Origin of the sequence: Xanthocytophaga flava, from assembly GCF_030068545.1 — a bacterium.
Lineage (GTDB): Bacteria > Bacteroidota > Bacteroidia > Cytophagales > 172606-1 > Xanthocytophaga > Xanthocytophaga flava.
The window spans coordinates 12,517-38,819 of the sequence record NZ_JASJOR010000013.1 but is presented as its reverse complement, the minus strand read 5'-3'; the positions used below and the strand labels follow the sequence as shown (position 1 = coordinate 38,819).

20 protein-coding genes are annotated in these 26,303 nt (G+C 38.4%); 11 read left to right on the top strand and 9 right to left on the bottom strand.

What is annotated here, in order from left to right:
- Positions 1-33 precede the first annotated feature (33 nt).
- Entirely contained in the window at positions 34-1,371 is a 1,338-nt protein-coding gene (gene argH / locus QNI15_RS19230) for an argininosuccinate lyase (protein WP_314033068.1), read from the bottom strand.
- A gap of 263 nt (positions 1,372-1,634) precedes the next feature.
- Here argH and QNI15_RS19225 point away from each other — a divergent pair, with 263 nt between their 5' ends.
- Positions 1,635-4,883: a DUF7948 domain-containing protein gene (locus QNI15_RS19225; RefSeq protein ID WP_314033066.1), complete on the top strand. Its 3,249-nt coding sequence runs from the start codon at positions 1,635-1,637 to the stop codon at positions 4,881-4,883.
- Positions 4,884-4,960: 77 nt separating this feature from the next.
- On the opposite strand, the gene QNI15_RS19220 is transcribed toward QNI15_RS19225, so the two are convergent.
- Entirely contained in the window at positions 4,961-5,380 is a 420-nt protein-coding gene (locus QNI15_RS19220; protein WP_313979267.1) for a DUF4783 domain-containing protein, read from the bottom strand.
- Positions 5,381-5,727: 347 nt separating this feature from the next.
- On the opposite strand from QNI15_RS19220, the gene gpmI reads away from it, so the two are divergent.
- Positions 5,728-7,251, top strand: coding sequence for a 2,3-bisphosphoglycerate-independent phosphoglycerate mutase (gene gpmI, locus QNI15_RS19215; RefSeq protein WP_313991104.1), 1,524 nt, complete (start codon positions 5,728-5,730; stop codon positions 7,249-7,251).
- Between the two features lie 102 nt (positions 7,252-7,353).
- Positions 7,354-7,926: a hypothetical protein gene (locus QNI15_RS19210; protein WP_313991108.1), complete on the top strand. Its 573-nt coding sequence runs from the start codon at positions 7,354-7,356 to the stop codon at positions 7,924-7,926.
- A 78-nt stretch (positions 7,927-8,004) separates the two neighbouring features.
- Here the strand turns inward: QNI15_RS19210 and QNI15_RS19205 are convergent, their stop codons facing one another.
- Both QNI15_RS19205 and QNI15_RS19200 read right to left on the bottom strand, forming a co-directional pair.
- A complete protein-coding gene (locus QNI15_RS19205; RefSeq protein ID WP_313979275.1) occupies positions 8,005-9,279 on the bottom strand; it encodes a Glu/Leu/Phe/Val family dehydrogenase in 1,275 nt (424 codons plus the stop codon).
- 444 nt (positions 9,280-9,723) lie between these two features.
- Positions 9,724-10,179 (bottom strand): hypothetical protein, encoded by a 456-nt coding sequence (locus QNI15_RS19200; protein WP_313991110.1) that lies wholly within the window; start codon positions 10,177-10,179, stop codon positions 9,724-9,726.
- A 326-nt stretch (positions 10,180-10,505) separates the two neighbouring features.
- Here QNI15_RS19200 and QNI15_RS19195 point away from each other — a divergent pair, with 326 nt between their 5' ends.
- From QNI15_RS19195 to QNI15_RS19185, 3 genes are all read left to right on the top strand, one after another.
- Positions 10,506-11,132: a tetratricopeptide repeat protein gene (locus tag QNI15_RS19195; protein ID WP_314033064.1), complete on the top strand. Its 627-nt coding sequence runs from the start codon at positions 10,506-10,508 to the stop codon at positions 11,130-11,132.
- Positions 11,133-11,293: 161 nt separating this feature from the next.
- Positions 11,294-13,321, top strand: coding sequence for a putative porin (locus tag QNI15_RS19190; RefSeq protein ID WP_314033062.1), 2,028 nt, complete (start codon positions 11,294-11,296; stop codon positions 13,319-13,321).
- 53 nt (positions 13,322-13,374) lie between these two features.
- Entirely contained in the window at positions 13,375-14,154 is a 780-nt protein-coding gene (locus tag QNI15_RS19185) for a TrmH family RNA methyltransferase (protein WP_314033060.1), read from the top strand.
- Here QNI15_RS19185 and QNI15_RS19180 read toward each other — a convergent pair whose 3' ends face one another.
- Together QNI15_RS19180 and typA are read right to left on the bottom strand one after the other, a co-directional pair.
- The gene (locus QNI15_RS19180) at positions 14,155-15,996 is read right to left on the bottom strand and encodes a glycoside hydrolase family 15 protein (protein WP_314033058.1); all 1,842 of its coding nucleotides are present in this window, start codon (positions 15,994-15,996) and stop codon (positions 14,155-14,157) included.
- A 211-nt stretch (positions 15,997-16,207) separates the two neighbouring features.
- Positions 16,208-18,019 carry a translational GTPase TypA gene (gene typA / locus QNI15_RS19175; protein WP_313979288.1) on the bottom strand — a complete coding sequence of 604 codons (1,812 nt, stop codon included), beginning with the start codon at positions 18,017-18,019 and terminating at the stop codon, positions 16,208-16,210.
- Positions 18,020-18,385: 366 nt separating this feature from the next.
- Between typA and gldA the strand changes: the two genes are divergently transcribed.
- Entirely contained in the window at positions 18,386-19,297 is a 912-nt protein-coding gene (gene gldA / locus QNI15_RS19170) for a gliding motility-associated ABC transporter ATP-binding subunit GldA (RefSeq protein WP_314033056.1), read from the top strand.
- A gap of 35 nt (positions 19,298-19,332) precedes the next feature.
- Complete coding sequence (locus QNI15_RS19165) at positions 19,333-19,791, top strand: DinB family protein (RefSeq protein WP_314033054.1); 459 nt, start codon at positions 19,333-19,335, stop codon at positions 19,789-19,791.
- A 61-nt stretch (positions 19,792-19,852) separates the two neighbouring features.
- On the opposite strand, the gene QNI15_RS19160 is transcribed toward QNI15_RS19165, so the two are convergent.
- Positions 19,853-20,461 (bottom strand): energy transducer TonB, encoded by a 609-nt coding sequence (locus QNI15_RS19160; protein ID WP_313991129.1) that lies wholly within the window; start codon positions 20,459-20,461, stop codon positions 19,853-19,855.
- A gap of 156 nt (positions 20,462-20,617) precedes the next feature.
- Here QNI15_RS19160 and gldF point away from each other — a divergent pair, with 156 nt between their 5' ends.
- On the top strand, positions 20,618-21,346 hold the full coding sequence (gene gldF, locus QNI15_RS19155) for a gliding motility-associated ABC transporter permease subunit GldF (RefSeq protein ID WP_313991131.1): 729 nt from the start codon (positions 20,618-20,620) through the stop codon (positions 21,344-21,346).
- Between the two features lie 677 nt (positions 21,347-22,023).
- Positions 22,024-23,418 carry a hypothetical protein gene (locus tag QNI15_RS19150; protein WP_314033052.1) on the top strand — a complete coding sequence of 465 codons (1,395 nt, stop codon included), beginning with the start codon at positions 22,024-22,026 and terminating at the stop codon, positions 23,416-23,418.
- A gap of 99 nt (positions 23,419-23,517) precedes the next feature.
- Here the strand turns inward: QNI15_RS19150 and QNI15_RS19145 are convergent, their stop codons facing one another.
- The gene (locus QNI15_RS19145) at positions 23,518-24,333 is read right to left on the bottom strand and encodes a hypothetical protein (protein ID WP_314033050.1); all 816 of its coding nucleotides are present in this window, start codon (positions 24,331-24,333) and stop codon (positions 23,518-23,520) included.
- Between the two features lie 186 nt (positions 24,334-24,519).
- On the opposite strand from QNI15_RS19145, the gene QNI15_RS19140 reads away from it, so the two are divergent.
- A complete protein-coding gene (locus QNI15_RS19140) occupies positions 24,520-25,824 on the top strand; it encodes a hypothetical protein (RefSeq protein ID WP_314033048.1) in 1,305 nt (434 codons plus the stop codon).
- Here QNI15_RS19140 and QNI15_RS19135 read toward each other — a convergent pair.
- A complete protein-coding gene (locus QNI15_RS19135; protein WP_313991142.1) occupies positions 25,821-26,303 on the bottom strand; it encodes a type II toxin-antitoxin system RatA family toxin in 483 nt (160 codons plus the stop codon). The two genes, QNI15_RS19140 and QNI15_RS19135, sit on opposite strands and share 4 nt — an antisense overlap.

The following is a 26,303-nucleotide window of genomic DNA, read 5'->3' as shown; positions in this document are numbered from 1 at the left end:
ATCCCTTTTTTACTGATGAAAATAGATTGAAACTTAGGCATTGAGCAAGTCTGCTACTGCCTTTTCTGCTTTCTCAAAGTTAAAACCATCCATTACCTTCTGCATTTCATTGGCAATCTGAGCATTGCACAGATTACCGATGCTACCTTCATGTGTATGCTGAATGTTCAGATTGGGGGTATAGGTTCCATCTGCAATTTCTTTCCCAACCTGCTTATACGCATCACGGAAAGCAACCCCTTGTAGAACGAGTTCATTAACCCGTTCTACACTAAACAGATAATGATAACGAGAGTCCTGCAAGATATCTTCTTTGACACGCACATGTTCCAGCATAAAGTGAGTAATCTGCAGACAATTCAGGATCTCATCCAATGCTGGGAACAAGATCTCCTTGGTCAACTGCATTTCGCGATGATATCCAGATGGAAGATTACTCATCAAAAGTGCCAATTCCTGAGGTAGAGCCTTCAGGCGATTCGTTTTTCCTCTCAATAACTCAGCCACATCCGGATTTTTTTTGTGTGGCATGATACTGGAGCCTGTGGTCAGGTCATCAGGTAATGTAATAAAGCTGAAATTCTGGCTGTTGTATAGACAAACATCCATAGCCAACCGCGAAAGAGTAGAGGCAATGGCTGCAATAGAAGTAGCCACACTATATTCTGTCTTTCCCCGAGTCATCTGAGCATATACAACATTGTAATTGAGTGTTTCAAATCCAAGCAATTGTGTGGTTAATGTACGATTCAATGGGAAGGACGAACCATAGCCTGCTCCAGAGCCCAGAGGATTCTTATTGGTAATCTTATAAGTAGATTGTAGCACTAACATATCGTCAACCAAACTTTCTGCATAGGCACCAAACCATAGGCCAAAAGAAGATGGCATCGCAATTTGTAAATGGGTATAACCTGGCAGCAGAATATCTTTGTACTGATCACTTAGTGTGTTAAGCAGATCAAAGAGTCGTTTGGTTTCGTTGGCAATAGTGGTTACCTGATCCCGCAGGAAGAGTTTTATATCTGTCAGAACCTGATCGTTACGGGAACGGCCACTATGTATTTTCTTTCCTGTTTCGCCCAGCGTCTGTGTAAGCAGCCATTCAATTTGGGAATGCACATCTTCGATCCCATCTTCTATTACAAATTGTCCTTTTTGTATATGCTGATAAATGTGTTTAAGTGAAGCATGAATTTGAGTAAGCTCTTCTTTCGTTAGAAGCCCAATAGACTCCAGCATTTGTGTGTGTGCCAAGGAACCAAGTACATCCGCTGCAGCCAGATACAAATCCATTTCCCGATCTTTGCCAACCGTAAATTTTTCGATAGTTTCAGCAGTGCTTGTATTTTCTTTTTGCCAGAGTTTCATGATGAATATGTGTTATTTCAGATAGATAAATAGCCAAACCGGGGCGCAAAGTTACAGGGTTTTAAAAATTATACAGGAATATTTTTATTCAGTGAAAGGAAAAAATACTTTAGCTAATTTCATATCTCTGTAATTATCAAAAGATTAGATTTGTCTACAGTTTTTTTCAGAACCTTGTAAACTTCATAATCAACTCCTCTTCCTGTTTTGTATTGTCTCAACTGATGAATTATTAGTAACTTAGGTTGTTAAACCGCTTTTCTATGAAATTTCTTTTACCTCTTTTTTTCTTTATCTCTCTAGCCAGTTTCGCGTCCAACGCACCTTCCCCTCGCTTTGTGCGTAATGATGGACAATGGGATAAAGATATTTTGTATCGTGCTGCTATTCCAGGTGGGTTTCTTTTTTTGAAGAAAAATTCACTTGTCTATGTATTTTATCATACAGGAGATGTAGGACGCCAACATCTGGGAGATACGAAACATTCCACGCCAGCATCACGACAGGATGTTGCAGTGGGTGGAAATGAAAAAGATAGAATTCGTGCCCATGGATTTGAAGTTAGTTTTCAGGGAGCCAGTGCCAGTACACAACTTGAAGGCAAGGAAGAATATACGGAAAAGCGTAATTACTTTTTAGGGAAAGACCACTCTCGCTGGGCATCCAATGTAGCTGCATTTGCAGAAATTATGTATAAGGATATTTATCCTGGCATAAATCTGCGTTTGTTTGCTCAGAATGGCACATTCAAGTATGAGTTTCATGTGGCAGCACAGGCAAATCCAGAAGCGATCCAGATGAAATATAAGGGAATGAATCAGCTAAAGCTGGATAATGGTTTTTTATTTACGGAGACTTCTGTTAACAAAGTCACAGAAACACCCCCTTATACTTATCAACTTACGAGTAAAGGTATCAGACATGAAATAGCTTCTTCCTTTACACTGAACAATAATGTTGTTTCTTTTTCTTTCCCCAAAGGCTATAATCGGAGATCAGCGATGGTAATAGATCCTGTATTGGTTTTTGCTACCTATTCTGGATCATATACCGATAACTGGGGGTATACTGCTACGTATGATAAGGATGGTAATCTGTACTCAGGTGGAATTGAATTTGGAACTAGGTTTCCTGCGACTATTGGTGCCTTTTCAACAGCATTTAGCGGAATGACAGATGTAGCTATATTGAAATATAATCCAAATTTGCAGGGAGAAGAGTCTCTTATTTATGCAACTTACCTAGGTGGTGCTGAAACAGAAATGCCTGAAAGTATGATCACTACCAGTACCAATGAATTGATAATTCTTGGTGTTACCAGTTCAACAGACTTTCCGGTAACTTCTGATGCCTATGACCAGAGCTTTAATGGCGGTATTTTCGCTAGCCCTGTACGAGTATCTTATAGTAATGGTAGTGACTTGTTTGTTGCCAAACTAAATGCTTCTGCAAGTACACTAATTGGTTCAACATATTTGGGTGGTTCATCTAATGATGGATTAAATCAGCGGGACCGATTTGATGACATTGGGTTAGATATATTTAATTATGGTGATCAGCTTCGTGGAGAGGTCAACCTGGATGCTCAGGAAAATATATATATCGCAAGTACCACTCTTTCCAGTGATTTCCCTTTGGTAAATGCATCCCAAACACAATCCAGAGGATCAAATGAGGTCGTTGTCTGCGAATTTAACCCTACCTTAAGCAATTTGGTTTGGAGTACCTATCTGGGGGGAAATGGATTTGATGCGGCACGAGGTATTCGTATAGCTTCATCTGGTACCGTATATATTACTGGGGGTACAAGCAGTTCTAACCTGCCATCTACGCAAGGAGTGATTAAACAATCTCTTTCAGGTAGAGAAGATGGTTTTGTGGCAAGTTTTCAGAATCAAAAATTAACCCATCTATCGTATATGGGTACAAGTAATTCAGATCAAAGTTATCTCATTGATATTGATCCGAACGAGAATGTATATGTATTTGGACTTACCCTTGGAGAATATACAATAACATCAGGTACATTTAACCAACCTTCAAGTGGGCAGTTTATTCATGCATTGGATAAAACTTTTAGTAAAACCTTATTTTCAACTGTTATCGGAGGAGGAATCAAGAGGCCAGAAATAACGCCTACTGCGTTTATGAGGAGTGCATGTGGATTCCTTTATTTGGCTGGCTGGGGAGGTGATGTGAATACTTTTTTCGTAGGCACCGTTGAACATCAGTATCTTAGTATAAATAATTCAAAAATGCCCACTACCCCTAATTCACTTAATGGGCCAAAAGAAGACTCTTTTTATCTGGCAATTTTGAATGAGAATGCATCACAGCTTTTGTATGGGACATTTTTTGGATCTCCAGCCAGGGATAATCATGTAGATGGTGGTACTTCACGATTCAGTCCAGACGGAACAATCTATCATGCAGTTTGTGCTTGTCGGGATCGTAATACTTTTCCTGTAACAATAGGAGCTTATTCTGACAAGAATCATGGAGAACTGGATAGTAATAATATTATTAATGGTTGTAACAATGCTGCTTTTAAAATAAATCTTGATAATCTGGAGGCTGATTTTACTGTATCTGCAGATTCCTGTGGATCACCCAGATTGGTACAAGTGGCGAATCTAAGTGAAGGAGCTAGTCAATACCAATGGCTTGTAAATGGTCAGGTGGTTTCCTCTGCAACTTCACCACAATTGACATTAAATGGATTAGGCGAATTTACCATTACATTGAAGGCATATAATCCACTTACCTGCAAAAAGGTAGATTCAGTAAGTAAATCTGTTGTTGTAAGTGGAACGCTCTTTACTATAATGAAAGACTCTGTAATATGTGCTGGAGAAAGTATCCAATTAGGGGCAAGTGGAGGCGTATCTTATGAATGGAGCCCATCTGTTGGTATGGATGATCCACAATCAGCGAATCCTATAGTCAAACCTACCCAACCCACTACTTATACTGTAGTGATCACAGATAAGAATGGCTGTACCAAAACATTGAGTACAACAGTAAGCATTAATACATTTGAACCCGATTTTGATATTATAACTTCTTCAGAATGTGGTGGACAAACCCGTGTTCGACTGATAAATAAACTTAATGGAAGCACTGCAGAATGGCAACTCATAGATAGCTTAGGGGTGGTACATCCTATCAGTGATACACTTTCGCTGGGCATTAAAGACAAGATAGCTCACTATCAGATCGTTTTGCGTGCTTTGCTTGGACATTGTGAAGAAATTGTAACAAAGGATATAACCATTAACCCAGTCAACCTTCCTGTTAATATTATTACCAACCACCCATCTAATTCTTATTTTGAGACCTACAGACAAGGATGGAAAGTTGAGATTGTAGATCAATGGGGACGTCCGGTATATACTGATGAATCCTATCAGAATGACTGGCATGCAACCAATGTGAAAAATGCTATCTATTATTATAAGCTTACTTCTCCAGATGGCGCTTCTTGTCGTGGATGGTTGCAGGTAATTCGATGATGGATACTAACTACAAAATAAAAAGCCCTTCACTAGATAGTGAAGGGCTTTTTATTGTATGGGAGATGTTTTCTTGACTAACCTTTTTCCCTGAAATCGATTCGGTCAATCATATATTTTCCTCCAAACTGTTTTACTACAATATAAACCAGATAGGACTTAGAGCCAGACATGTAGCTACCCGTACTATACTTAGATCCTTCAGGAGAAGCACCCTGGTGAACGTAGGCAAAGTCTTTGGCAGGGTTTTTCTGGAAAAATGTACGTAAAATAAGTTCTGCCTGAGTTTGGCTAACTTTATCCATCTCTACATGTTCAGACTCAATAATCAGTTCAATATTAGAGTTAAAATATTTTGCGAGTTCTCTTGCATTCCCACTTTTCAGCGCCACCTTTGCACCATTAAAAACATCATCCTGGGCTTGAGGCTTAGCATAAGCTACAATCATAAGACTCACAACCAGCGACCACAGGAAGATTTTATTTACTTTGCTCATGTTCATAATAAGAATAAGGAGTTCTGTATGTATATCGCTAAAACTATGCCAAAGCTTCTATTTTTTATAGCCAACGCATCGAGTTCCTTTAGAAAGAATATTTACTCTTACTTTTGTCCAAGGGCTGCGATAGAATGTAAAGGTAGTGGTTTGAACAATCATTTCTATACAGGAAGGATATAAGATTAATTATATTTGTGCACGTTTGCAAAAAATAAAGCAGAATTGAACTTTACTATTGTCATTGCATTTATTTTACCAGAGTATATGTATTTGTAATGATCGACAAATGGTACTAGTATAATAAAATACATCTATATAATCACATAGTTAACTTTATATTTTTCATGAACAAGAAAGTTATTCTCGTTATTCTTGACGGATGGGGTATTGCATCTGACTCTAAAGTTTCAGCAATTGACCAGGCACAAACACCATTCATGGATAGCCTTTATCCTAAATATAGACACAGCAAGTTAAACACCTCCGGACTGGAAGTAGGATTACCAGAAGGTCAGATGGGAAACAGTGAAGTAGGACATATGAATATTGGTGCTGGGAGAGTAGTCTACCAGGATCTGGTAAAAGTAAACAAAGCAGTTGAAGAACATACACTAGACAATGAACCTGTATTGGTAGAGGCATTAAATTATGCAAAAAATAATGGCAAGAAAGTCCATTTTATCGGATTGGTTTCTGATGGAGGTGTTCACTCTCATATTGATCATTTGAAGGGGTTATGTAGCATTGCTCATAAATATGGTCTTTCAGATGTATTCATTCATGCTTTTATGGATGGTCGGGATACTGATCCCAAAGGAGGGCTGGCTTATATGGAAGATCTCCAAAATCACCTGAGTACATCAACCGGAAAAGTAGCTACTATTACGGGTCGTTACTATGCAATGGATCGCGATAAGCGCTGGGGTCGTGTAAAACAAGCCTACTATGCTATGACCAAAGGAGTTGGGGTAAATGTACAGGATCCGTTGGAAGGTATTCGTAAATCGTATGAAAGCGGTGTGACAGATGAGTTTATCCGGCCAATTATTCTTACAGATAAAGACGAAAAACCTGTAGGCTTGATAGAAAAAGGAGATGTAGTGTTATGCTTTAACTTCCGTACTGATCGTGGAAGAGAAATCACTCAGGTATTGACTCAACAGGATTTTCCTGACTTTCAAATGGAAAAACTGGATCTGTATTATGTGACAATGACAAATTATGATGACACCTTCCAGAATGTTAAAGTTATTTTTGATAAGGATAATCTGAATAATACATTGGGTGAAGTATTATCAAAAGCGGGCAAAAAACAAATCCGGATTGCTGAAACAGAAAAATATCCGCATGTTACCTTCTTCTTCTCTGGTGGGCGTGAAGAGCCATTTGAAGGTGAAAAACGCTTGATGTGTGCCTCTCCTAAAGTGGCTACCTATGATCTGAAACCAGAAATGAGTGCATTTGAACTCAGAGATGCTATCATTCCGGAATTGCAGAAAAAAGAAGTAGATTTTGTATGTCTGAACTTTGCCAATGCAGATATGGTTGGTCATACAGGAGTGTTTGAGGCAGCAGTGAAAGCCTGTGAAGCAGTAGACCAGTGTACAGAAGCTGTAGTAAAAGCAGCTTTAGAGAATGGGTATACTTCAATCATTATTGCTGATCATGGTAATTCTGATTGTATGGTTAATCCTGATGGTACACCAAATACTGCCCATACTACTAATCCAGTACCCTGTATATTAGTAGATAATGATTTCAAAGGAACTCTGAAGGATGGAAAACTGGGTGATCTGGCTCCTACCATTTTAACACTTATAGGAGTAGATATTCCTGCTGAGATGACAGGAAATATTCTGATCTCTTAAAAGATGGTATAGAAAGGTATACTTTCTGAATTCACCTTGGAAAGTATACCTTCAACAGAGCTTTCCGATAGAATACTTATATTATTTATCATACTGACTGTGTTGAAAAAGATAATATTTCTTGGGTTAAGTACCTGCTGTTTGTGGGCTTGTGGAAGTCCTTCTGTTAAAACTTCTCCTTCTTCTGCTGAATTTGTCAGTGTTGATACACTTATTGACATGCAGATTTCATTACTTGATTCTGTAAAACCTGTCGTAAACAAGGAAATCTTCGTAGATGGCCAAACTGAGGATCAGCGTATTAAAGATGTAGATTGGGGAAAAGAATTAGCTATTTTCAGAGAGTTGGATATTAGTAAACCTGGACTACAAGATAATTACAGTGTGACGTCTCCTGCACCTGGTGTACGTTTGTATACCCTCAAATCTGGAAAGAACTCGGTAGTGCAGCATTTGAAGATTCAGTTTGCGTCTGGTGCTTCGCAAATAGCCAGAATGGAAGGTGTTATTGCTCAGAATAATTATCTGTACAAGTCTGAAAAGCTTCTTTCATTAGATTTTCAGACATCTGACCAGAACAGTGTTTATCTGGCGAATTATAAAATTAAAACCACAAAGAAAATACTTTTTGGAGATGAAGAGATTATGCAGATTCACGCAAAGTTGATAGAGTAAAGTTAAATTCTTCCAAAACTAAAAGGGGCTAGTAAATGCTTACTGGACCCTTTTAGTTTTAAGACGGTAAGGCTTCTATTAATAGCCACCTCTGTATTTGTATGTATCAGATACCTTCTTGATCGCTACAATATAAGCAGCAATACGCATGGAAACTTTAAAATCCAGTGAAGTCTGATATACCTTATCAAAAGCATCCCGCATAATTCTGTCGCTACGACGATTGACACGTTCCAGAGTCCATTTATAGCCCAGCCGATTTTGCACCCATTCAAAATAAGAGACAGTTACACCCCCTGCATTGGCTAGAATATCTGGAGCTACCAGAATTCCCTTTTCGTTGATTACTGCATCCGCAGATGCAGAAGTAGGTCCATTGGCACCTTCAATAATCATCTTAGCCTGTATTCTGGATGCATTTTCCATTGTAATTACATCTTCTTTCGCAGCCGGAACCAGTACATCTACAGGAAGCGTTAACAGCTCATCATTGGTAATCTTCTCAGCACCGCCAAAACCCTCTAACGATCCCCCATGAGTATCCCGATAGCGCATGGCTTCTGTTATATTAATTCCTTTGTCATTGAAATAAGCTCCACTTAAATCACTGATTGCCTGTACAGTGACTCCTCTCTCATGTAAGAGAGCAGCTGTATGGGAGCCCACGTTACCAAATCCTTGTACGGCACCTGTAGAACGGTATGGGTTAATCCGAAGTTTCTCCATGGCGGCCAATGCCGTTACCATTACTCCTCGTCCAGTGGCTTCTGTCCGACCCAGAGAGCCTCCCAGAACCAAAGGCTTACCAGTCACTACTGCAGTTACTGTCATACCCTTTGCTTTAGAATATTCATCCATAAGCCAAGCCATTTCGCGTGGACTGGTTCCCATATCCGGAGCAGGAATATCTTTATCCGGTCCAAATATATCAAGCATTGCAATGGTATAAGCACGCATTAGACGCTCGATCTCCCCGGAAGACATTGCACGCGGATTGCAGGCGATACCTCCTTTGGCACCCCCATACGGAATGTCTACGACTGCACATTTCCACGTCATCCAGGCAGCTAAGGCACGTACTTCATCCAGTGTTACATCCGGATCAAAGCGGATTCCACCTTTAGCCGGACCTAATATGTTAGAATGTATTACCCGGATTCCTTCAAATACTTTGATGGTACCATCATCCATTGTTACAGGTAATCCTACAATTACCTGTCTTGCCGGTACTTTGAGTATATGATACATTTGCTCATCTATACCCAGAAGTTGCGCCGCTGCGTCAAATCGTGACATCATGGATTCCAGAGGATTTTCCTTGTCTTTGATTGGCGCGGGTTCGATATAAGCCATACGAAGATTTTAAATTAAAGAGTTAATTGATGAAGAAAGTTGAATAGTATGCAATAAAACAATCTAAAAAATGTATACGCAGTATCGCGATATGGGTTATAAATAGTTGTTTGCTCCTCCATTGGATAGGAACGCTGCAAAGGTAAAATATTTTAAAAACATATTACTATTCTAAGATATTTTTAAAATATACTCAGAAAAATATTGTTTATATCGGGAAAACTTGCTATTAATTTGGTTGTGTTTACAATGTCCAAAATAAAAGCAGAGTTAAAGATATAATTGCCAAATAAAGATATTTACAGTCTTTCCAGAATATAAGTTTTGTGTAAGTTTTAAAGCAATATTAAACTGAACATACAGACAAAATATAGAGTACACTTTCCATCCCTAATAGTAGAAAGTGTGCCTATACTTGTCTGTAGTTTAGTAAAGTAAGTCTTATTACATGGGAGAAAAAAGTTGTCTGGGCTTTAGATTTTTATATTCGGATTTGATAGTCGAAAGTGCTTCTTTCTGTTGAATAATCAGCGCATTGTATTCTTCTGTATAATTGTCATATTTTCTACGTAGAGTGGCTACCTCATTAGTAAGGCTATCAATTCTTTTTTCTAGAGAATCACATGATAGACAGCATGTTGTGGCATGAGTTTTTTCATAGAATAAAGTAAGGTCTGTTAGTAGAGAATCTGTAGCACTATCATAAAAATCGATCTGATCATTTGTTAGTGAATCCGGATCTGTATAACGTTTGGATAAAAGGGTTTCCTCCTGGTTTATTAACTGAGTATAAAGAGTCTTGTCATATTTACAGGATTGGGATATATTTTTTAGGAGGTCTTTAATCTGTTGTATTTTCAGATTATCTGATTCAATCAGTGTACTCCAACTAATCTGCATACTGTCTGTAATTGTACTAAGCTGAACTTGAAGAGAATCACTATTGATTTCAACGTTTTCTTCACTAGCTCTATTTGGCTGGCACTGAACAAAAACACAAAAAGACAAAAGAATGAAAAGGCAACTGCGGACCATGAAAATGTAAATAAAGATAGCTGAAAATAAGGCTTGAATTTTTGATGTGCTAAAGGTAGCAGAATCAAAAAAACAATTCAATAAAAAAATAAACTATTGATAATCAAGTTTGTTCATAGTTAACGTTTACTTTTTCGCAAAAAGGTAACTAACTAATGTAGACTGTTTTGCATTTTGGATATCCATTTTTTATGAATGAAGCAAATAAAAAAAATCATTTTTCCCGTGTGGAATTAAAGCAGCGACTACAACAGTTGGAGGCAGAAATCCAGGCAAAAGAGGCGTATGCAGATATTCCATTATCCAGTATTCGAAAAAATAATTGGAAAGTTTGTTTTCTTGCCTTACTACCTGTTTTATTAGCTACTGGGTATTTTCTATATACTAGAGCTTATAATAAAAAGCTGTTTAGCCAATATTATGAACCCTATCCTAACGTAATAGGCTATACATTACAAAATACAGTTGAAGGACCGACTTCACGAACAGAAGCGTTACAACTTTATGAACAAGGACACTATGCAGATGCTCTCAAATATTTTGAGCAAGCCTCACAGATAGGAAAAGAACATACTGATTTGCTATTTTATGCAGGGATTGCAAGTATTGAGGTAAACCAACTTGATAAAGCAGAGGCGTATATGCAGGAAGTTGTCAAACATCCTAATAGTAGTTTTGTATCTCAGGCTGAATGGTATCTGGCTTTAATTCATCTTAGAAAAAGTGAGCCAAAGCAAGCTAAAGAACATCTACGGTTATTAACTCAATCTACAGATATATTTAAAGAAAAGGCATCCTCACTATTGAATAAATTATAGTAGCATTATTCTTATTTTATTCCCCAAATTTTACCTGACGAACTTTGCGGCAAAAAGAAATTATGCTTTCACTTTATGAAGGCATGATAATTGATCAGAAAAATACTATCCTTTTTCCAGGTAATTTCTTACCAAATTAAAATTCTGCTGTACATTTGTGTGTGAATTCATTACAAGCTTTATCACGGCTTCTCTATAAGCTGGTTCTATTACTGTTTATTGGCTATGTAGCTCAGGCTCAAATTCCTGGAGGCAAAGGCGGGCCACTTTCCGGTTCCAAAGATCGTAAATCCAGGACGGGAAGTAGTATTCTGGACGATTCTACCAAACAGGTATATGGCCCTGAAACATCCCGATTCTTACTTGAAAGCGACTTGCTTACCAATCGGGATACTACCTATGCTATCGATACTTTGCTGGAGAATATTCATAATTACAATTTTGTAAACCGATATAACAATCGATATGTAGATCTGGGAAACCTTGGAACTGCCATACGACCTGTTTTCTATGCGCCTCCTGCACAAATTGGTACATACTTTGGTATGAATGTATATGATCTGTATGCATTAACTCCCGATAAAATAAAGTACTACGATACAAAATCTCCTTACACCTATCTGAAATATGTTCAGGGCGGCTTATATCAGCAATTACTGAATCTTGGACATAGCCGCAATATCAATTCGAGATGGAATATTGGGTTTGACTTTCAACGAATAACTTCAGGTAAACAATATGGATATATACAACGTAGTGAAAGACAAGTAGATCATTATGGCGTAAGTGCTTACACACGATGGATATCAAGTGATAGTTCTTATCATATACTTGCACATTTCTCTCATCAGAATCACTGGGTAAATGAACAAGGTGGAATCCTGAATAATCTGGGGGCGGATCAGAGTACATTGCTGGACAATTTTGCAGAAAATGCTGTTTCACAATTAGTTCCTGCCATATCAGGTAATCCTCCTACTCAGATGGTACGTGGCAATGATTATCGAAACAACTGGCACATTTACCACCAATATAAGTTTGGTAATGGATTTCAGATATATCATATTTTTGATCGGCAAACACAGCGATATGATTACTATGATAACGACAATACCTATAGTGAGTATACATCCGTGAGAGGTAAAGACAACTTTTTTTATCCGGATGTTTCTCCATCCGATACAAACTACAGATATTATTTCTCTGATGATACTACACATGATGTAATGCGTTATGTGGTATATGAGAATCGGATTGGTTTGAAAGGAAAGTATCAGGGGTGGGATTATCGTTTATATGCCCGCAGACGAGATTTTAAGGCTACTTATACAGGATTATATACTACCACAAATACAGAATATAACCCTGTGACTTATAAAAAAGGGGAGACTTTTCTGGGTGCCTGGGGACAGTATAGCTTTAAAAAGAATATTAAATTATATGCAGAGGCAGAATTTTTACTATTCAGAGATTATAAGCTAAGCGGAACGTTTGAATCTCCCTGGTTTAAAGTAAGCTATCTAAGTATGCTCTATTCTCCCACTTTTGTACAGCAACGTATGTACAGCAACCATTTCCGATGGAGCAATGATTTTAGCCCTGTGAGTGTGAATCAACTATCCGGGCAACTGACTCTAAAATACAAAGCATTAACTTTTGAACCATCTGCATCCATTAGTAATCTAGCCAATTATATTTATCTTGATCAGGATATAAAGCCACAACAAAGCAGTGCCTTTCAGATTTTTAACGTAGGTACATCATTGAACCTACATGGTAAGATATTTCATACCGAAAATCAGGTAGTATTTACACAAACCACCAATAATGTAAATGTTATCAGGATGCCTCAATGGTTTATCAATTCACGTTGGTATGCAGAAGGCTTCCTATTCAGAAAAGCATTATTTATGCAGATAGGTATAGATGCACATTATAAGTCTGATTACTATGCCAATGCCTATATGCCTGCCATTGCACAGTTCTATCTTCAGGATGAATTTTTAGTAAAAGGATATCCTGTTATCGATGTGTTTGCCAATGCTCGTGTAGGCAGAGTGCGACTCTTTGTTAAAATGTCACATATAAACCAGGGACTTGTATTTGGAAATGGATACTTTACTACCCCTTATTATCCTGGTCAGAGACGTACACTAGGCTTCGGAGTGCTGTGGCCATTGTTTGACTAATGATTCTGCCTTTCGTATAGTATCTTTGTGCCAGAATGTTGTTTACTAATAGTATGGAACTTATCGCTAGCCCGCAAAACCCGAAGATTAAAAATGTTATTAGATTACTGGAGAAAGCTTCTGAGCGAAAAGAGCAGAACCTGACAGTAGTAGAAGGAGAAAGAGAGATAGAACTTGCCTTGAGGGCTGGCTACAAATTACACACCCTTTTTATCTGTAAAGAATTACACCCTGCTCCTCTAAACTTTTCACCTGAACATAGTTGGGAGATTAGTAAAGTTGTGTTTGATAAAATTGCCTATCGAGAAAACCGGGATGGCTTAGTAGCATTAATAGTTCCTAAGAAGCTTCGTTTGCAGGATTTGAAGCTGAGCAGCAATCCGTTTATAATTGTATTGGAGGCGGTAGAAAAGCCTGGGAACTTAGGTGCGATCCTTCGTACGGCTGATGCCGCTCATATAGATGCTGTTATAATTTGTGATCCACAAACAGACCTTTATAATCCAAATGTCATCCGTTCTGGAATTGGTTGTTTATTTAGTAACCAGGTAGTGGTTTGTACCTCTGACGAAGCCATAAATTGGCTCCGCCAGAAAAATATTCGTACGTATGCTGCTGCACTTACTGCCACTCATTTTTACCATGAAGTCAATCTGGCGCAACCATCAGCCGTTGTGATGGGTACTGAGGCCACAGGACTCAGCAATAAGTGGCTACAAGAAGCGGATGATCAAATCAAGATACCGATGCGTGGGCAAATAGACTCCTTGAATGTGTCTACCAGCACTGCTATTCTGGTATTTGAAGCAATGCGGCAGCGTGGCTTCAAATAATTAAATCTTTGATTTTTCCAGTGCCCGGTTCAGATAATGGGCTGCACTAATTAGTCCCAGATGTGTAAACGCCTGAGGATAGTTGCCTAGCTGTTCACCACGTAAACCGATTTGTTCTGCATACAATCCAAGGTGGTTAGCATACCCCATCATCTTCTCAAAATAAAGACGGGCTTTTTCCAGCTGTCCTCCACGGGCAAGGCACTCTACATACCAGAATGAACACATGGAGAAAGTACTTTCTCCTCCCCCAACACCATCTTCAAAGTGTTCTGTATTGTAACGATATACCAATGTATCTGAGACAAGTTCATTTTCAATAGCTTCTAAAGTTGAAACCCAGCGAGGGTCATAAGGGCTAATAATACGAACCAATGGCATGATTAAGGCTGCTGCATCTAATACATCTCCCCCTTTATATTGCACAAAGGCTTTGCGGTCTTCATTCCAGAAATTATGGTAAATATCTTCAAATATCTCTGTGCGAATAGTACGCCATTTTTCAAATGGATAAGGAAATGCATGAGATTCTGCTAATCGAATTCCTCGGTCTACAGCTACCCAACACATAACACGCGAATACAGAAAATCTTTCATCTCTGAGCGTATCTCCCAAATGCTATGGTCTTTCTGGTTCCAGTTCTGACAAACATATTCTATCTGCCGGCAAAGTTGTTGCCAAAAGTCATAGGTAATAGCTTCCCCATACTTATCATATAGATAGATACTATCTATCAATTCTCCATAAATATCTAGTTGCAACTGATTATGAGCATTGTTACCAATCCGTACAGGTTTAGAGCCAAAATATCCTTCCAGATGAGTAAGTTCTTCTTCATGTAAATCAGCGGTGCCATCTACGGCATACATTAGTTGCAGACCACCTCCTTCCTCTATATTTTTTTCAAATTGTTTGCGTATCCAACGCATAAAGTCACCAGCTTCCTTTGTAAAACCAAGACGTATAAATGCATACATGGTGAATGCGGCATCCCGTATCCAGGTGTATCGATAGTCCCAGTTGCGTATACCGCCTACAGCCTCTGGTAAACCCAGTGTGGCGGCAGCAACAGGAGAGCCATATTTACGAGAGGTAAGCATTTTAAGAACCAGTGCGGATCTGTTAACCATATCTGCCCAACGACCCTTGTAAGCCGACTGTTTAGTCCAATCTTTCCAATAGTGTACAGTCTCCAGAAAGGCTTTATCTACCTGGCTTACAATCGATTCTTTACCCTTGAAGAGGTCATTTTCTATATCTTCCCGAGGTATCATCTGAAATACAAAGTGAACAACCTCTTTCTCATGAAGAGTAAGTTCTGCTGATGCATCTCCATTAGTAAGTTGTAATGGACAGTCACTTACAAGCCGCAGTAATGTATTGTCTTCCTCACTTTTAAAGATGATCTGATTTTCTCGCTGAGTAGCTGTATGGGGTGTGCGGGCATAATTAAAACGAGGACAACAATCCATGCGAATTTTTACTTCACCCCGCACCACCATCACTTTGCGAATCAGGGTACATTCATATTCGCTACCTGCAATCGGCATAAAATCTGTAATTTCCACCAATCCTTCATAAGATAAAAAACGAGTCAGGAGAACATTTGTATCTGGCAGATACATTTGTTTATACCCAATATTGTTTAACTGGGGAACAACCTGGAAACGGCCTCCTTTATCTTTATCTAATAATGCAGCAAAAATGGTTGGGGAATCATAGCGGGGAAAAGACATAAAATCGATAGATCCTTTTAGCCCAACCAGAGCTACCGTAGCCTGGTTTCCTATAATTCCATAATTTTCTAAAGGTTGATAATCCTGTGCATGTGTTTCCTCCATAGCTACTTATTTAGTGTATACAAAGCGTATATACTAACAAACTATGTACCTGCTCAAATGTTTCATTGCTTTTGATACTATGTTGTTATAAAAAGGAGAGAGAGATGTGTATTGATAGACTACAGATAATTTCGATTCTATTAGTTCTAAAAAAAGAAAATCCCTGGTAGTACTACCAGGGATTTTTAATCTTACTATATAGAATTTGAGATTAGTCATTCTCAATCTTATTAGACATACGTTTACGTTCGTTCTCATCCAGATAAATTTTACGCATGCGAATTGCTTTTGGCGTAACTTCTACATATTCATCTTTCTGAATGTATTCCAAACATTCTTCTAATGAGAACTGAACTTTAGGTGCAATCCGTACAGCTTCATCTGTACCAGAGGCACGCATATTGGTAAGCTTTTTAGTCTTTTGAATATTGATCACAATATCATTATCACGAGTGTGCTCTCCAATAACCTGACCCATATAAACCTCTTCGCCTGGATCTACAAAGAAGCGACCACGATCTTGTAATTTATCGATAGTATACGCAGTGCCAGGTCCTGTTTCCATTGAGATCAATGATCCATTGATACGTTCAGGGATAGGTCCTTTGTAAGGTTCGTATTCTTTGAAACGGTGAGTCATGATAGCTTCACCCTGTGTTGCAGTCAGAATATTACTTCTCAATCCAATGATACCACGTGATGGAATATTAAATTCCAGGTGTTGCAGATCTCCTTTAGGTTCCATAATCATCAGTTCACCTTTCCGCTGAGTAGCCAATTCAATTACTTTACCAGCACTTTCTTCAGGAACATCCACTACCATTAATTCGATTGGCTCATGCCGAATACCATCAATCTCTTTGAAAAGTACCTGTGGCTGGCCAACCTGTAATTCATAACCTTCACGACGCATTGTCTCAATCAATACAGACAAGTGAAGGATACCACGTCCAAATACCAGAAAGCGATCTTCGCTATCAGTAGGCTGAACGCGAAGTGCCAGGTTTTTCTCTGTCTCTTTAAATAAGCGATCACGTAGGTGACGGGAGGTTACAAACTTACCATCACGACCATAGAATGGAGAGTTGTTGATGGTGAACAACATACTCATAGTTGGCTCATCTACAGAAATACGAGGCAATGCTTCAGGTTTTTCTGAGTCTGCAATAGTATCTCCAATCTCAAAGTCTTCCAGACCTATAATAGCACAAATATCACCTGCACTTACTTCCGGAACTTTTACACGACCCAGCCCTTCAAATACCTGAATCTCCTTGATTCTTGCTTTCTTAATGCTGCCGTCAGATTTCATCAAAGCAACAGGGCTACTTTCTTTTAATGTACCACGATGAACCCTTCCAATGGCAATACGACCTACGAACGAAGAATAATCCAGTGATGTTACCTGCAATTGGGCAGGACCTTCCAATGCTGGAGGTGCCGGAATATATTTAATGATTGAATCCAGTAGTGCTGTGATATCAGTAGTTGGAGTTTTCCAGTCATATCCCATCCAGTTCTGTTTGGCAGAACCATATACAGTTGGAAAATCCAATTGTTCTTCTGTTGCACCCAGGTTAAACATCAGATCAAATACTGCTTCATGTACTTCATCCGGGCGACAGTTTTCTTTGTCAACTTTATTAACAACAACGATTGGCTTCAGACCTAACTCAAGAGCTTTGTTTAATACGAAACGAGTCTGAGGCATTGGACCTTCAAAAGCATCAACCAATAATAGTACTCCGTCTGCCATTTTCAGTACCCGCTCCACCTCGCCTCCGAAATCGGAGTGACCAGGAGTATCTATAATATTGATTTTTATATCTTTATAACGAATCGAAACGTTTTTAGAGACAATCGTAATACCGCGTTCACGTTCCAGCTCGTTATTGTCCAGAATCAAGTCATCAAACTCTTGATTGTCGCGGAAAAGCTTGGCAGCATGAATCATCTTATCAACCAGCGTTGTCTTTCCGTGGTCAACGTGGGCAATAATCGCAATGTTTCTAATATTTTGCATGGGATTAAGGCTAGTAGCTCTCCGCTACTAGCAGTTGGTTTTAAATTAGCCCGCAAAAGTAAGAAAAAAAAATGACAAGGCCTTGCTTTGTGTATTATTTAATTGTAAAGTCCCGCGGAAAGATGATCAGTAGCATATAAATTGTAGTCAATAAAGAGAATTTTATACTTTTAAAAGTATAAAACATTGATTATAAATAAGTAACAAGGAGTTAGGTTTCATAAACAGAACGTGTTCTTCTATCGATTATAACAGGAACAGATCTATAAGTCAATGAGCTACGCCTGTTATTACAAAAGTTCAACTATTTTTACTTTACTTTACAAACCTTGTATAATTTTAGAATAGACCTATTGTGCTGTTTCTATGTCTATAAACGTCTCTCATTTTACGAAAATATACGGCGAACAACGTGCCGTAAATGATATTTCCTTTCAGACACAACCTGGACAGATTGTGGGGTTTCTAGGACCTAATGGGGCTGGAAAATCTACTACAATGAAAACCATTACCTGCTATCTGCCACCGACAGAAGGTACAATCACTGTATGTGGATATGATGTGCTGACACAACCTATTGAAGTACGCCGCAATATCGGTTATCTTCCGGAACATAATCCTTTGTATCTGGATATGTATATAAAGGAGTATCTGCAGTTTATCGGCTCGCTGCATGGATTGAAAGGGAGTATTCTTTCAAAACGTATTGAGCAGATGGTAGAATTGTGTGGATTGACCCGTGAACAGAAAAAGAAAATAGGTTCTCTTTCAAAAGGATATAGGCAACGTGTTGGACTAGCTCAAGCACTTATTCACGATCCACAGGTTTTGATTCTGGATGAACCTACTACAGGTCTTGATCCCAATCAGATTGTAGAGATCAGACAGGTAATCAAAAATGCAGGTCAGCAAAAGACAGTAATCTTTTCAACACACATTATGCAGGAAGTGGAAGCAATATGTGATCGGGTTATTATTATTAATCTAGGTAAAATAGTAGCAGATAGCACAGTGAAAGACCTGCAGGCCCATCAACAAGGAGCTGTTCGTATCATTGTAGAGTTTGGCTCAGCTATCAACACTCAGATTATTGCAGGTCTTGCTGGGGTGCAATCGATAACAGAACGAGGGAATAATACATACGAGATTCTTACAGATGGCAGTACAGATGTAAGGGCGTCCATTTTTCAGATTGCGGCTCAGCATAACTGGCCTTTGCTTGGCCTGAAACAGGAAGAGAATACATTGGAAGATGTATTCCGTCAATTAACTAAATAAGTGAAACGCTATACAATTAGAATAAATCGAGTAAAATGACTACTACTACCTGGCTTATCCAGTTGTATGAACGGGATCTGGACCGACTGATCAAAGAAGTAACATTATTCAATGATTCACAGAATCTATGGCTTACCAAAACCGGGGTTACTAACTCTGCAGGTAATCTATGTCTTCATCTGATAGGCAATCTAAATACCTATCTTGGGAAACAATTAGGTAATACAGGATATGTTAGGGATAGAGCTGCTGAGTTTTCCAGAAAGGATGTTCCAGTACAGGAGATTCTGGATGCGTTGTCACAGACTAAAGCTATGGTAACACAGGTTCTTGAACAACTTACAGAAAGTGATCTTGAACAAATCTATCCTGAACAGGTTTGGGGAGACGATATACAAACAGGCTATTTCCTAATTCATCTGGCTACACATCTCAACTATCACCTGGGACAGGTTAATTATCTTCGTCGTATTCTGGAAGCACCGGAGAATTAACCTATAAAGCAAAAGTGCCTTTCAACAGGCACTTTTGAATATCAGATTTTGAATATCAGAATTAATTTGCTGGGGCAAAATCTACTGTAAGCATTACAAATGACCGTACTACACGTCCTCTACTAGATGCAGGCTTCCAAGCTGGCATTGATTTAATGATACGTGTTGCTTCTTCATCACAACCAGATCCAAGGCTTTTTACAATATGTATTTCTGAGATAGTTCCATCCTTCTCAACCAGGAACTTTGTAAATACCTTTCCTGTAACATTTGCTTTTTTTGCGGTTTTAGGATAGTGCAAATTTGTTTCAATATACTTGTGCATCACTGTAGATCCACCTGGAAATTCCGCAGCTTTTTCTACTACCGTATATACCCGGTCTTCTTCTACCGGAACAGGTGCAGGTGTTGCCTCTTCTGTAGATTCTGATTCTGCATTGGTCACGGATTCAAGCCCTGGAAATGTTTCTTCGGTCACTACAGTAGCTTCTTCCTTTTGCTTTGTATCTTCTTTTGCTGCAGATTCTGCTTTTTTCTCCTCTACAGGCAATGCTGTCATCGTCTTACCTGAAGCTTTTGGAGAATATTTTGATTTCTTTTGTGCAAACACAGGCACCGACAAAAAAATAAGCAGGAAAAATACGCCAAGAAGAGAGGTGTTTTTTTGCATAGCGGATAGATTTAAATATGACATTACAAAAATACTAGAGCATGGATAGATAAAATAGTCCATTGTATCAGAAATCTTACCTTATGATCGGATTACGGTTTTTAGAAAAAAATTCTCAACTTTACCAATCAATTTGTCTCACATTCAGCAAAGAGCATGTTTACCATACTACGTAAAGAGATCAACAGTTTCCTAAATTCCTTAATTGCCTATCTGATTATGGTCATTTTTCTGACAGGCATTGGATTATTTATTTGGGTTTTCCCTGACTCAAATGTGTTGGATTACGGGTTCGCCGATCTGTCTTCACTTTTTGGATTAGCTCCCTATGTGTTCATGTTCCTGATTCCAGCAGTAACTATGCGTTCATTTGCTGAAGAAAAGAAGGGAGGGACAATGGAACTCTTATTGACACGTCCTTTGACAGACTGGGATATTATTTTAGGCAAATACCTGGCCTCTTTCCTACTTATTGTTGTTACTCTGTTACCTACAGTAATTTATTATTTCAGTGTATATTATCTGGGGAGCCCTCAAGGTAATATTGATTCAGCTGGGGTAGCTGGGTCATACATTGGTTTATTATTATTGGCAGCCGTTTTTTCTGCAATAGGGATCTTTGCATCCAGTATCAGTGAAAATCAGATTGTATCATTTATTATTGCAGCATTTTTATGCTTTGTCTTATTTGCTGGCTTTAGCTCTCTTTCCTCACTTACATCTGGTGGAGAGCTGGCTTATTTTGTTAACCAGTTAGGACTTGATTATCATTATCAGGCACTTAGTAACGGTTTGATAGATTCCCGCAACATAATCTATTTTTTGAGTGTCATTGTGGTCATGCTTATGGCAACCCGACTTGTCCTGGCTAGTCGTAAGTGGTAAGCCTAAGATCTATCACAAGAGTTATTTTATAGTGTAAGCAAAAGAAAGTGATTGTTTTGTTATGCATGATTCACTGCATACTTTTTTTAGCAATGGCAAGACAGCTTCATAAACTGACAGAGAGTTTGAATATTATTCCCTGCATTTTTGCTTTTGGGCGTGCCTCACTACAGATTTTATTTTGACTGGAACTCCTATCATTTTTATGTTTGCGTATAATTCACAGTAAAAACAAAATCTGATCGGAATTCACCGCAAGAAACATACTGTTATAAATTCAATACGCAGATGCCTTTGTCAAGAATTTTAATTGGCATGTTATTAATCAAAGAATTTTACACTACAAATGTTAGCAGATAGAACTTGCCACAGGGTGGAAAGTTGCAGCATCACCTCTTTAGTTGACAAAGTCATCAGCATAAAGCAGTTATTTCAAGGGTTTTAATGGGGTTTAAATTAGCATAATTATTAGTATTTGTTGCAATACTGATTTGATCAGCCCTATCTATCAAACCTTCAGCCATAAGCTCGAAACCTCCTCTTTTTAATACTTATTTTTATATAGAATGTACAAAAATGGTATGAGAATTGCTCTCGAAATACTGCTTTTATCTATAGTTTGTGAATAATTATTTGTATGAACTAGCAGATAAAACACTCATACATCTGCTACACCTATGAAACGTATCTTTACTCATCTGTTATGCTTATGCATAGTAGGCATGGCGAATCCTGCAAATGCTCAGTTTTCCGATTCTGTAAAGATTTCTCTTGAAAAGGAGAAACTTGTTTTTCCTGGTAATACTCTTTCTATAGGGTTCTCTTTTGTATCAAAAGAAGGGAAAGTCTCTCAAACCAAAGGATTACTTAATGGAAAAATTCCCTGGCGCAAATTATATATTGAATCTAGTATAGAACCACGCATTCGAAATGGGGTTTTGCATATACCTCATGATCTGGCTTTAATAAAGCAGAAATCGTTTACTATACGGGTGTATGACCGAAAGAAAAAAACTCTTTATTCTGAAATACCTATTCCTTATCATTTTCCGGTTGCCATTAAACCAGAATTGCCAGACGATTTTGTAAAAGCTCCTGGATTTAATACTCCTTTTGCACTGGCACTTCAATGGAGTGATGGATCTACTTCTGTTGTAAATCAGAAAAGAGGAGGCATGATATCACTCGCTGATTTCAACTATAGAGTAGAAGGTGGCGAGATCAAACGCAATCATTTGTATATATGGCCAGATGCCTATGCTATTCCCAATCATACGGTAGCCGTGTATGCGTATGGTAAAGACTTTCCAATTCCGGAAAGTGGTGCCGTTTCATTTAAACTCGATTACAAAGCAAAATATTCTTATAATACATCAGCAAGTGATGGTAGAATGGGCTTTAGCGGTTCTTCTGGTTCAAATGGTTCATCTGAATGTCATGGAGGTAATGGAGGATGGGGAAGTCCAGGTGAAAATGGAGAGCAAGGACATGATATAAAAGTTACGGTAGATGCTTATTTTGATGATATTCTGCAAACTACACTAGTTGATGCTAAGGTCACAGACTTGCAAACAGGTAGAAGTAACTTTTACCGAATTGATGCAGCACAAGGGAATTTGTTTATTAGAGCAAGAGGAGGAGATGGCGGACGCGGAGGGAGTGGTGGAAATGGTGGAGATGGAGGTGCCGGAGTTGATGGGAAAACAGAGACAAAAAAAAAGAAAGTCAATGACAGTACCTATGTTGATGAAGTAATCCGGCATCCGGGAACACATGGAGGAAATGGAGGCGACGGAGGCAATGGTGCACCCGGCGGACATGGTGGAGATGGAGGAAACATTTACATATATCATACTAAAGCAGCCGAACCCTATCTTCATATTATTAAGGCTATTAGCGTTGGCGGCTCTGGCGGATGGGGTGGTAGCGGAGGTTCAGCTGGTAGCGGAGGACGGGGTGGTAGTGGAGAGCCCAGTGGCCGAAGTGGCAGCAATGGAAGACCCGGAATGTCTGGTTTTAATGGTAGCAGTGGACGACGTGGAGAGGTTGTTTATTACCGAGAAAGGGAGTAAAGATGTTTCTTTGATTAAGGAATCTATTTTGCTCTGATTTTTATTCACTCTGTGTTAATATATTGGATACAAAGTAATCTGTCAGTATCAGTTAACAAATTACTTTGTAAATATTTCTTTAAGGTCTCTTCTTAACGTTCTGAGTGCGATTACCCAGGTAATTCCACAGAAAGCTAATGCATCAAATGCACTGGAAACTTCATTGCCTCTTGCCGCAAAAGGCTCATCAATCGCTCGGGGAATATGCAGAGAAATAACCCAGAACAATAACATTATACTAAACAGCAGCCCAATAATACCTTGTCTTATTTTTAGGATAATAGCAGTTCCGGCAGCTATTAAAGCCACCCCTGTAACATAAGTCCAGAACAAATGATCTGGCCACCATGTTGGAACTAAAGTGCCTACAAAGTCGGCATACAAAAAATGCATAATTCCAAAGCTAATCATAGGGATTGAAAATAGTGTACTTCCTAATGGTGTAAGCTTTTCCAGAAATCGCAGAGGGGCCATTATTCTTGCCTGTACAGAGCTCTCCTGAAATGAACCTGCCATCACAAATGCACCTCCTGACAAGGCAAGTTCTTTTAATGCATCCAGCCACAAGGCCAGGTGTAGACTACTATTGACTTCACCAAAGAGTTCGAATGGAATATGAACAAACAGAAACAAAAATAGAAATATTCCACCCACTAATAGTGCCGCCTCTTTATCTCTTTTGCCAATACTAATTGATACACCTGCCAATACTAATCCAATCCCTGTCAGATAAGCCCAGATAGATAGTAGAGGTAGATAGGATTGCCATGCAGGAAACTGGACATTTCGGAAATTACTATAAATAAACTGCTGGACTCCATATACAATCAACGCTGTACCATAAAAAAAATGGCCAATTTTAACAGGTTCTTTCATATGTTTTGTGTGTATATTCGTTCTCTAAAACTTCTTTCTATCAGCAAGTTTGTTTACTGGGAAGTTGCTGGCAAAAGCAATATTCTACTGCATAAAAGTATGGATGGTAGTGACAAATTGTATCATCAAAACCTGATCAAAACTCTGCAAAAGCAAACCAAATTACAGACAAAGCCTGCTTAATATATGACTGACCAATACATTGTTAAAAAATGTCTGCTTGAGATCTTTAAAAAGAATGGATATTTAGAAGTAGACCGTCTGACTCAGAGAGACTTTGACCACATTAGCCAACGCATAGAAGATAACACAGGAACATTGATCAGTGGTATTACAATCAAACGGCTGCTGAATGGGGAGTTCAGTCGTTTACCTCAGATTGCAACACTAGATGCCATTTCCAGATATTTGGGGTATCACAATTGGCAAGAGTATAAAGCCCTTTTCAGGGATAAAGAAGAGAATCAGTTAGCGAAAGAAGATACTATAGATACAGAGAATCCTGTTCAAAAAGCCTCCTCGCTAACAAACAAGAGATTCAGGCTAGCCGTTGTAATGTATCTGGTTATTGGAGTTACTGCTGTACTGGGATTCATTCAGTTCTCTGGAAAGAAACCATTTGCCAATGTAAATCGAGCAACTTTTTCTGCACGGACTAATACAAACAATGATATTCCCAATACAGTGGTCTTTACCTATAATGTAGATGAAGTACAAGCTGATAGCTTCTTTATTCAACAGTCATGGGATAAAAATCGGAGAGTTCGTATATCCAAAAACAATTATACTCTCACAGATATTTATTACGAACCAGGTTATCATATTGCCAAATTAATCGCCAATGATTCTGTTATCCAGACTATTGATATCAATATTCCAACAGACCGATGGTTTTTCTTTGCAAAAGATAATCCCAGCAGCAAACCAGATTACATCTACCCTGATCAGATTGTACACGATGGCATGTTGAGTATAATAGAGGCTGATCTACTAAATAGTCACATTGACATACATAAAGAGAAAGAATATCTTTATACTTATTTTCCTGGCAAAATGCATGTTGATGGGGATAACTATGTTTTAAAAACCAAAATACGGGTAAAAGAAGTCAAAAAAAATTCGTGTCCATACCTGATGCCCGAAATATTCTGTCAAAGGTATACTATGTTCTTTACCAGTACGCCTAAAGGTTGTTCCAGCGAGTCTATGGTACAGTTTGGAGAACACTTCATCAGTGGAAAAGAAACAGACCTGGCTTCTTTGGGTTTTGACGTAACACAATGGATGGACCTTGAAGTACGAGTCAAAGATAAACAAGCTGTGATACGAATAAATAACAAAGACGTATTTGCAACTTCTTATAAAACAACCTCCAAACTTTTAACCGGGATTGGATTTGTATCCAATGGACTATGTGAAATTGATTTTATTGAATTGAAGGGATTAAACGGAGACATTGTTTACACGAATAACTTTGATAACAGATTTTAAGCAAAATCCTGACGAACAAGGTCAATATCCGATTTATTCTCTATACAAGTCTTTAAATCTATTAGTCTTTGCCTTACATTCTTTCGAAGATTGCGATTAACAAAATACCTAAAAATATAAAAGGGAAAACGTAACTCAAAAGAATAAAGGAAGATTACCTCAGTTTGGCTTGCTGACAGTTCTTTGAATGTCCATGAACCTAGAAATGTTTTAAACAGAAAAGGACCTTTTGTCATTTTAATAGCTGTAACTCTGGGTCTGTTAAATGTTACATATTCTGTTTCCATACCTAAACCATTATGAGCTACACAATAAGCCTTGACACCTTTGCCTGCCTCAGTTGCCTCTCCTATTAAATCTGCTTTTTTCAGAAATGTATCCCATTTAAGTCTGTTTGTATAATCCTGAGTATAGTCAAACACTTTTGTTGCTGACTCATGGATAAGGATTTTTTCCGAGAACTTGATTGTATTCTTCAT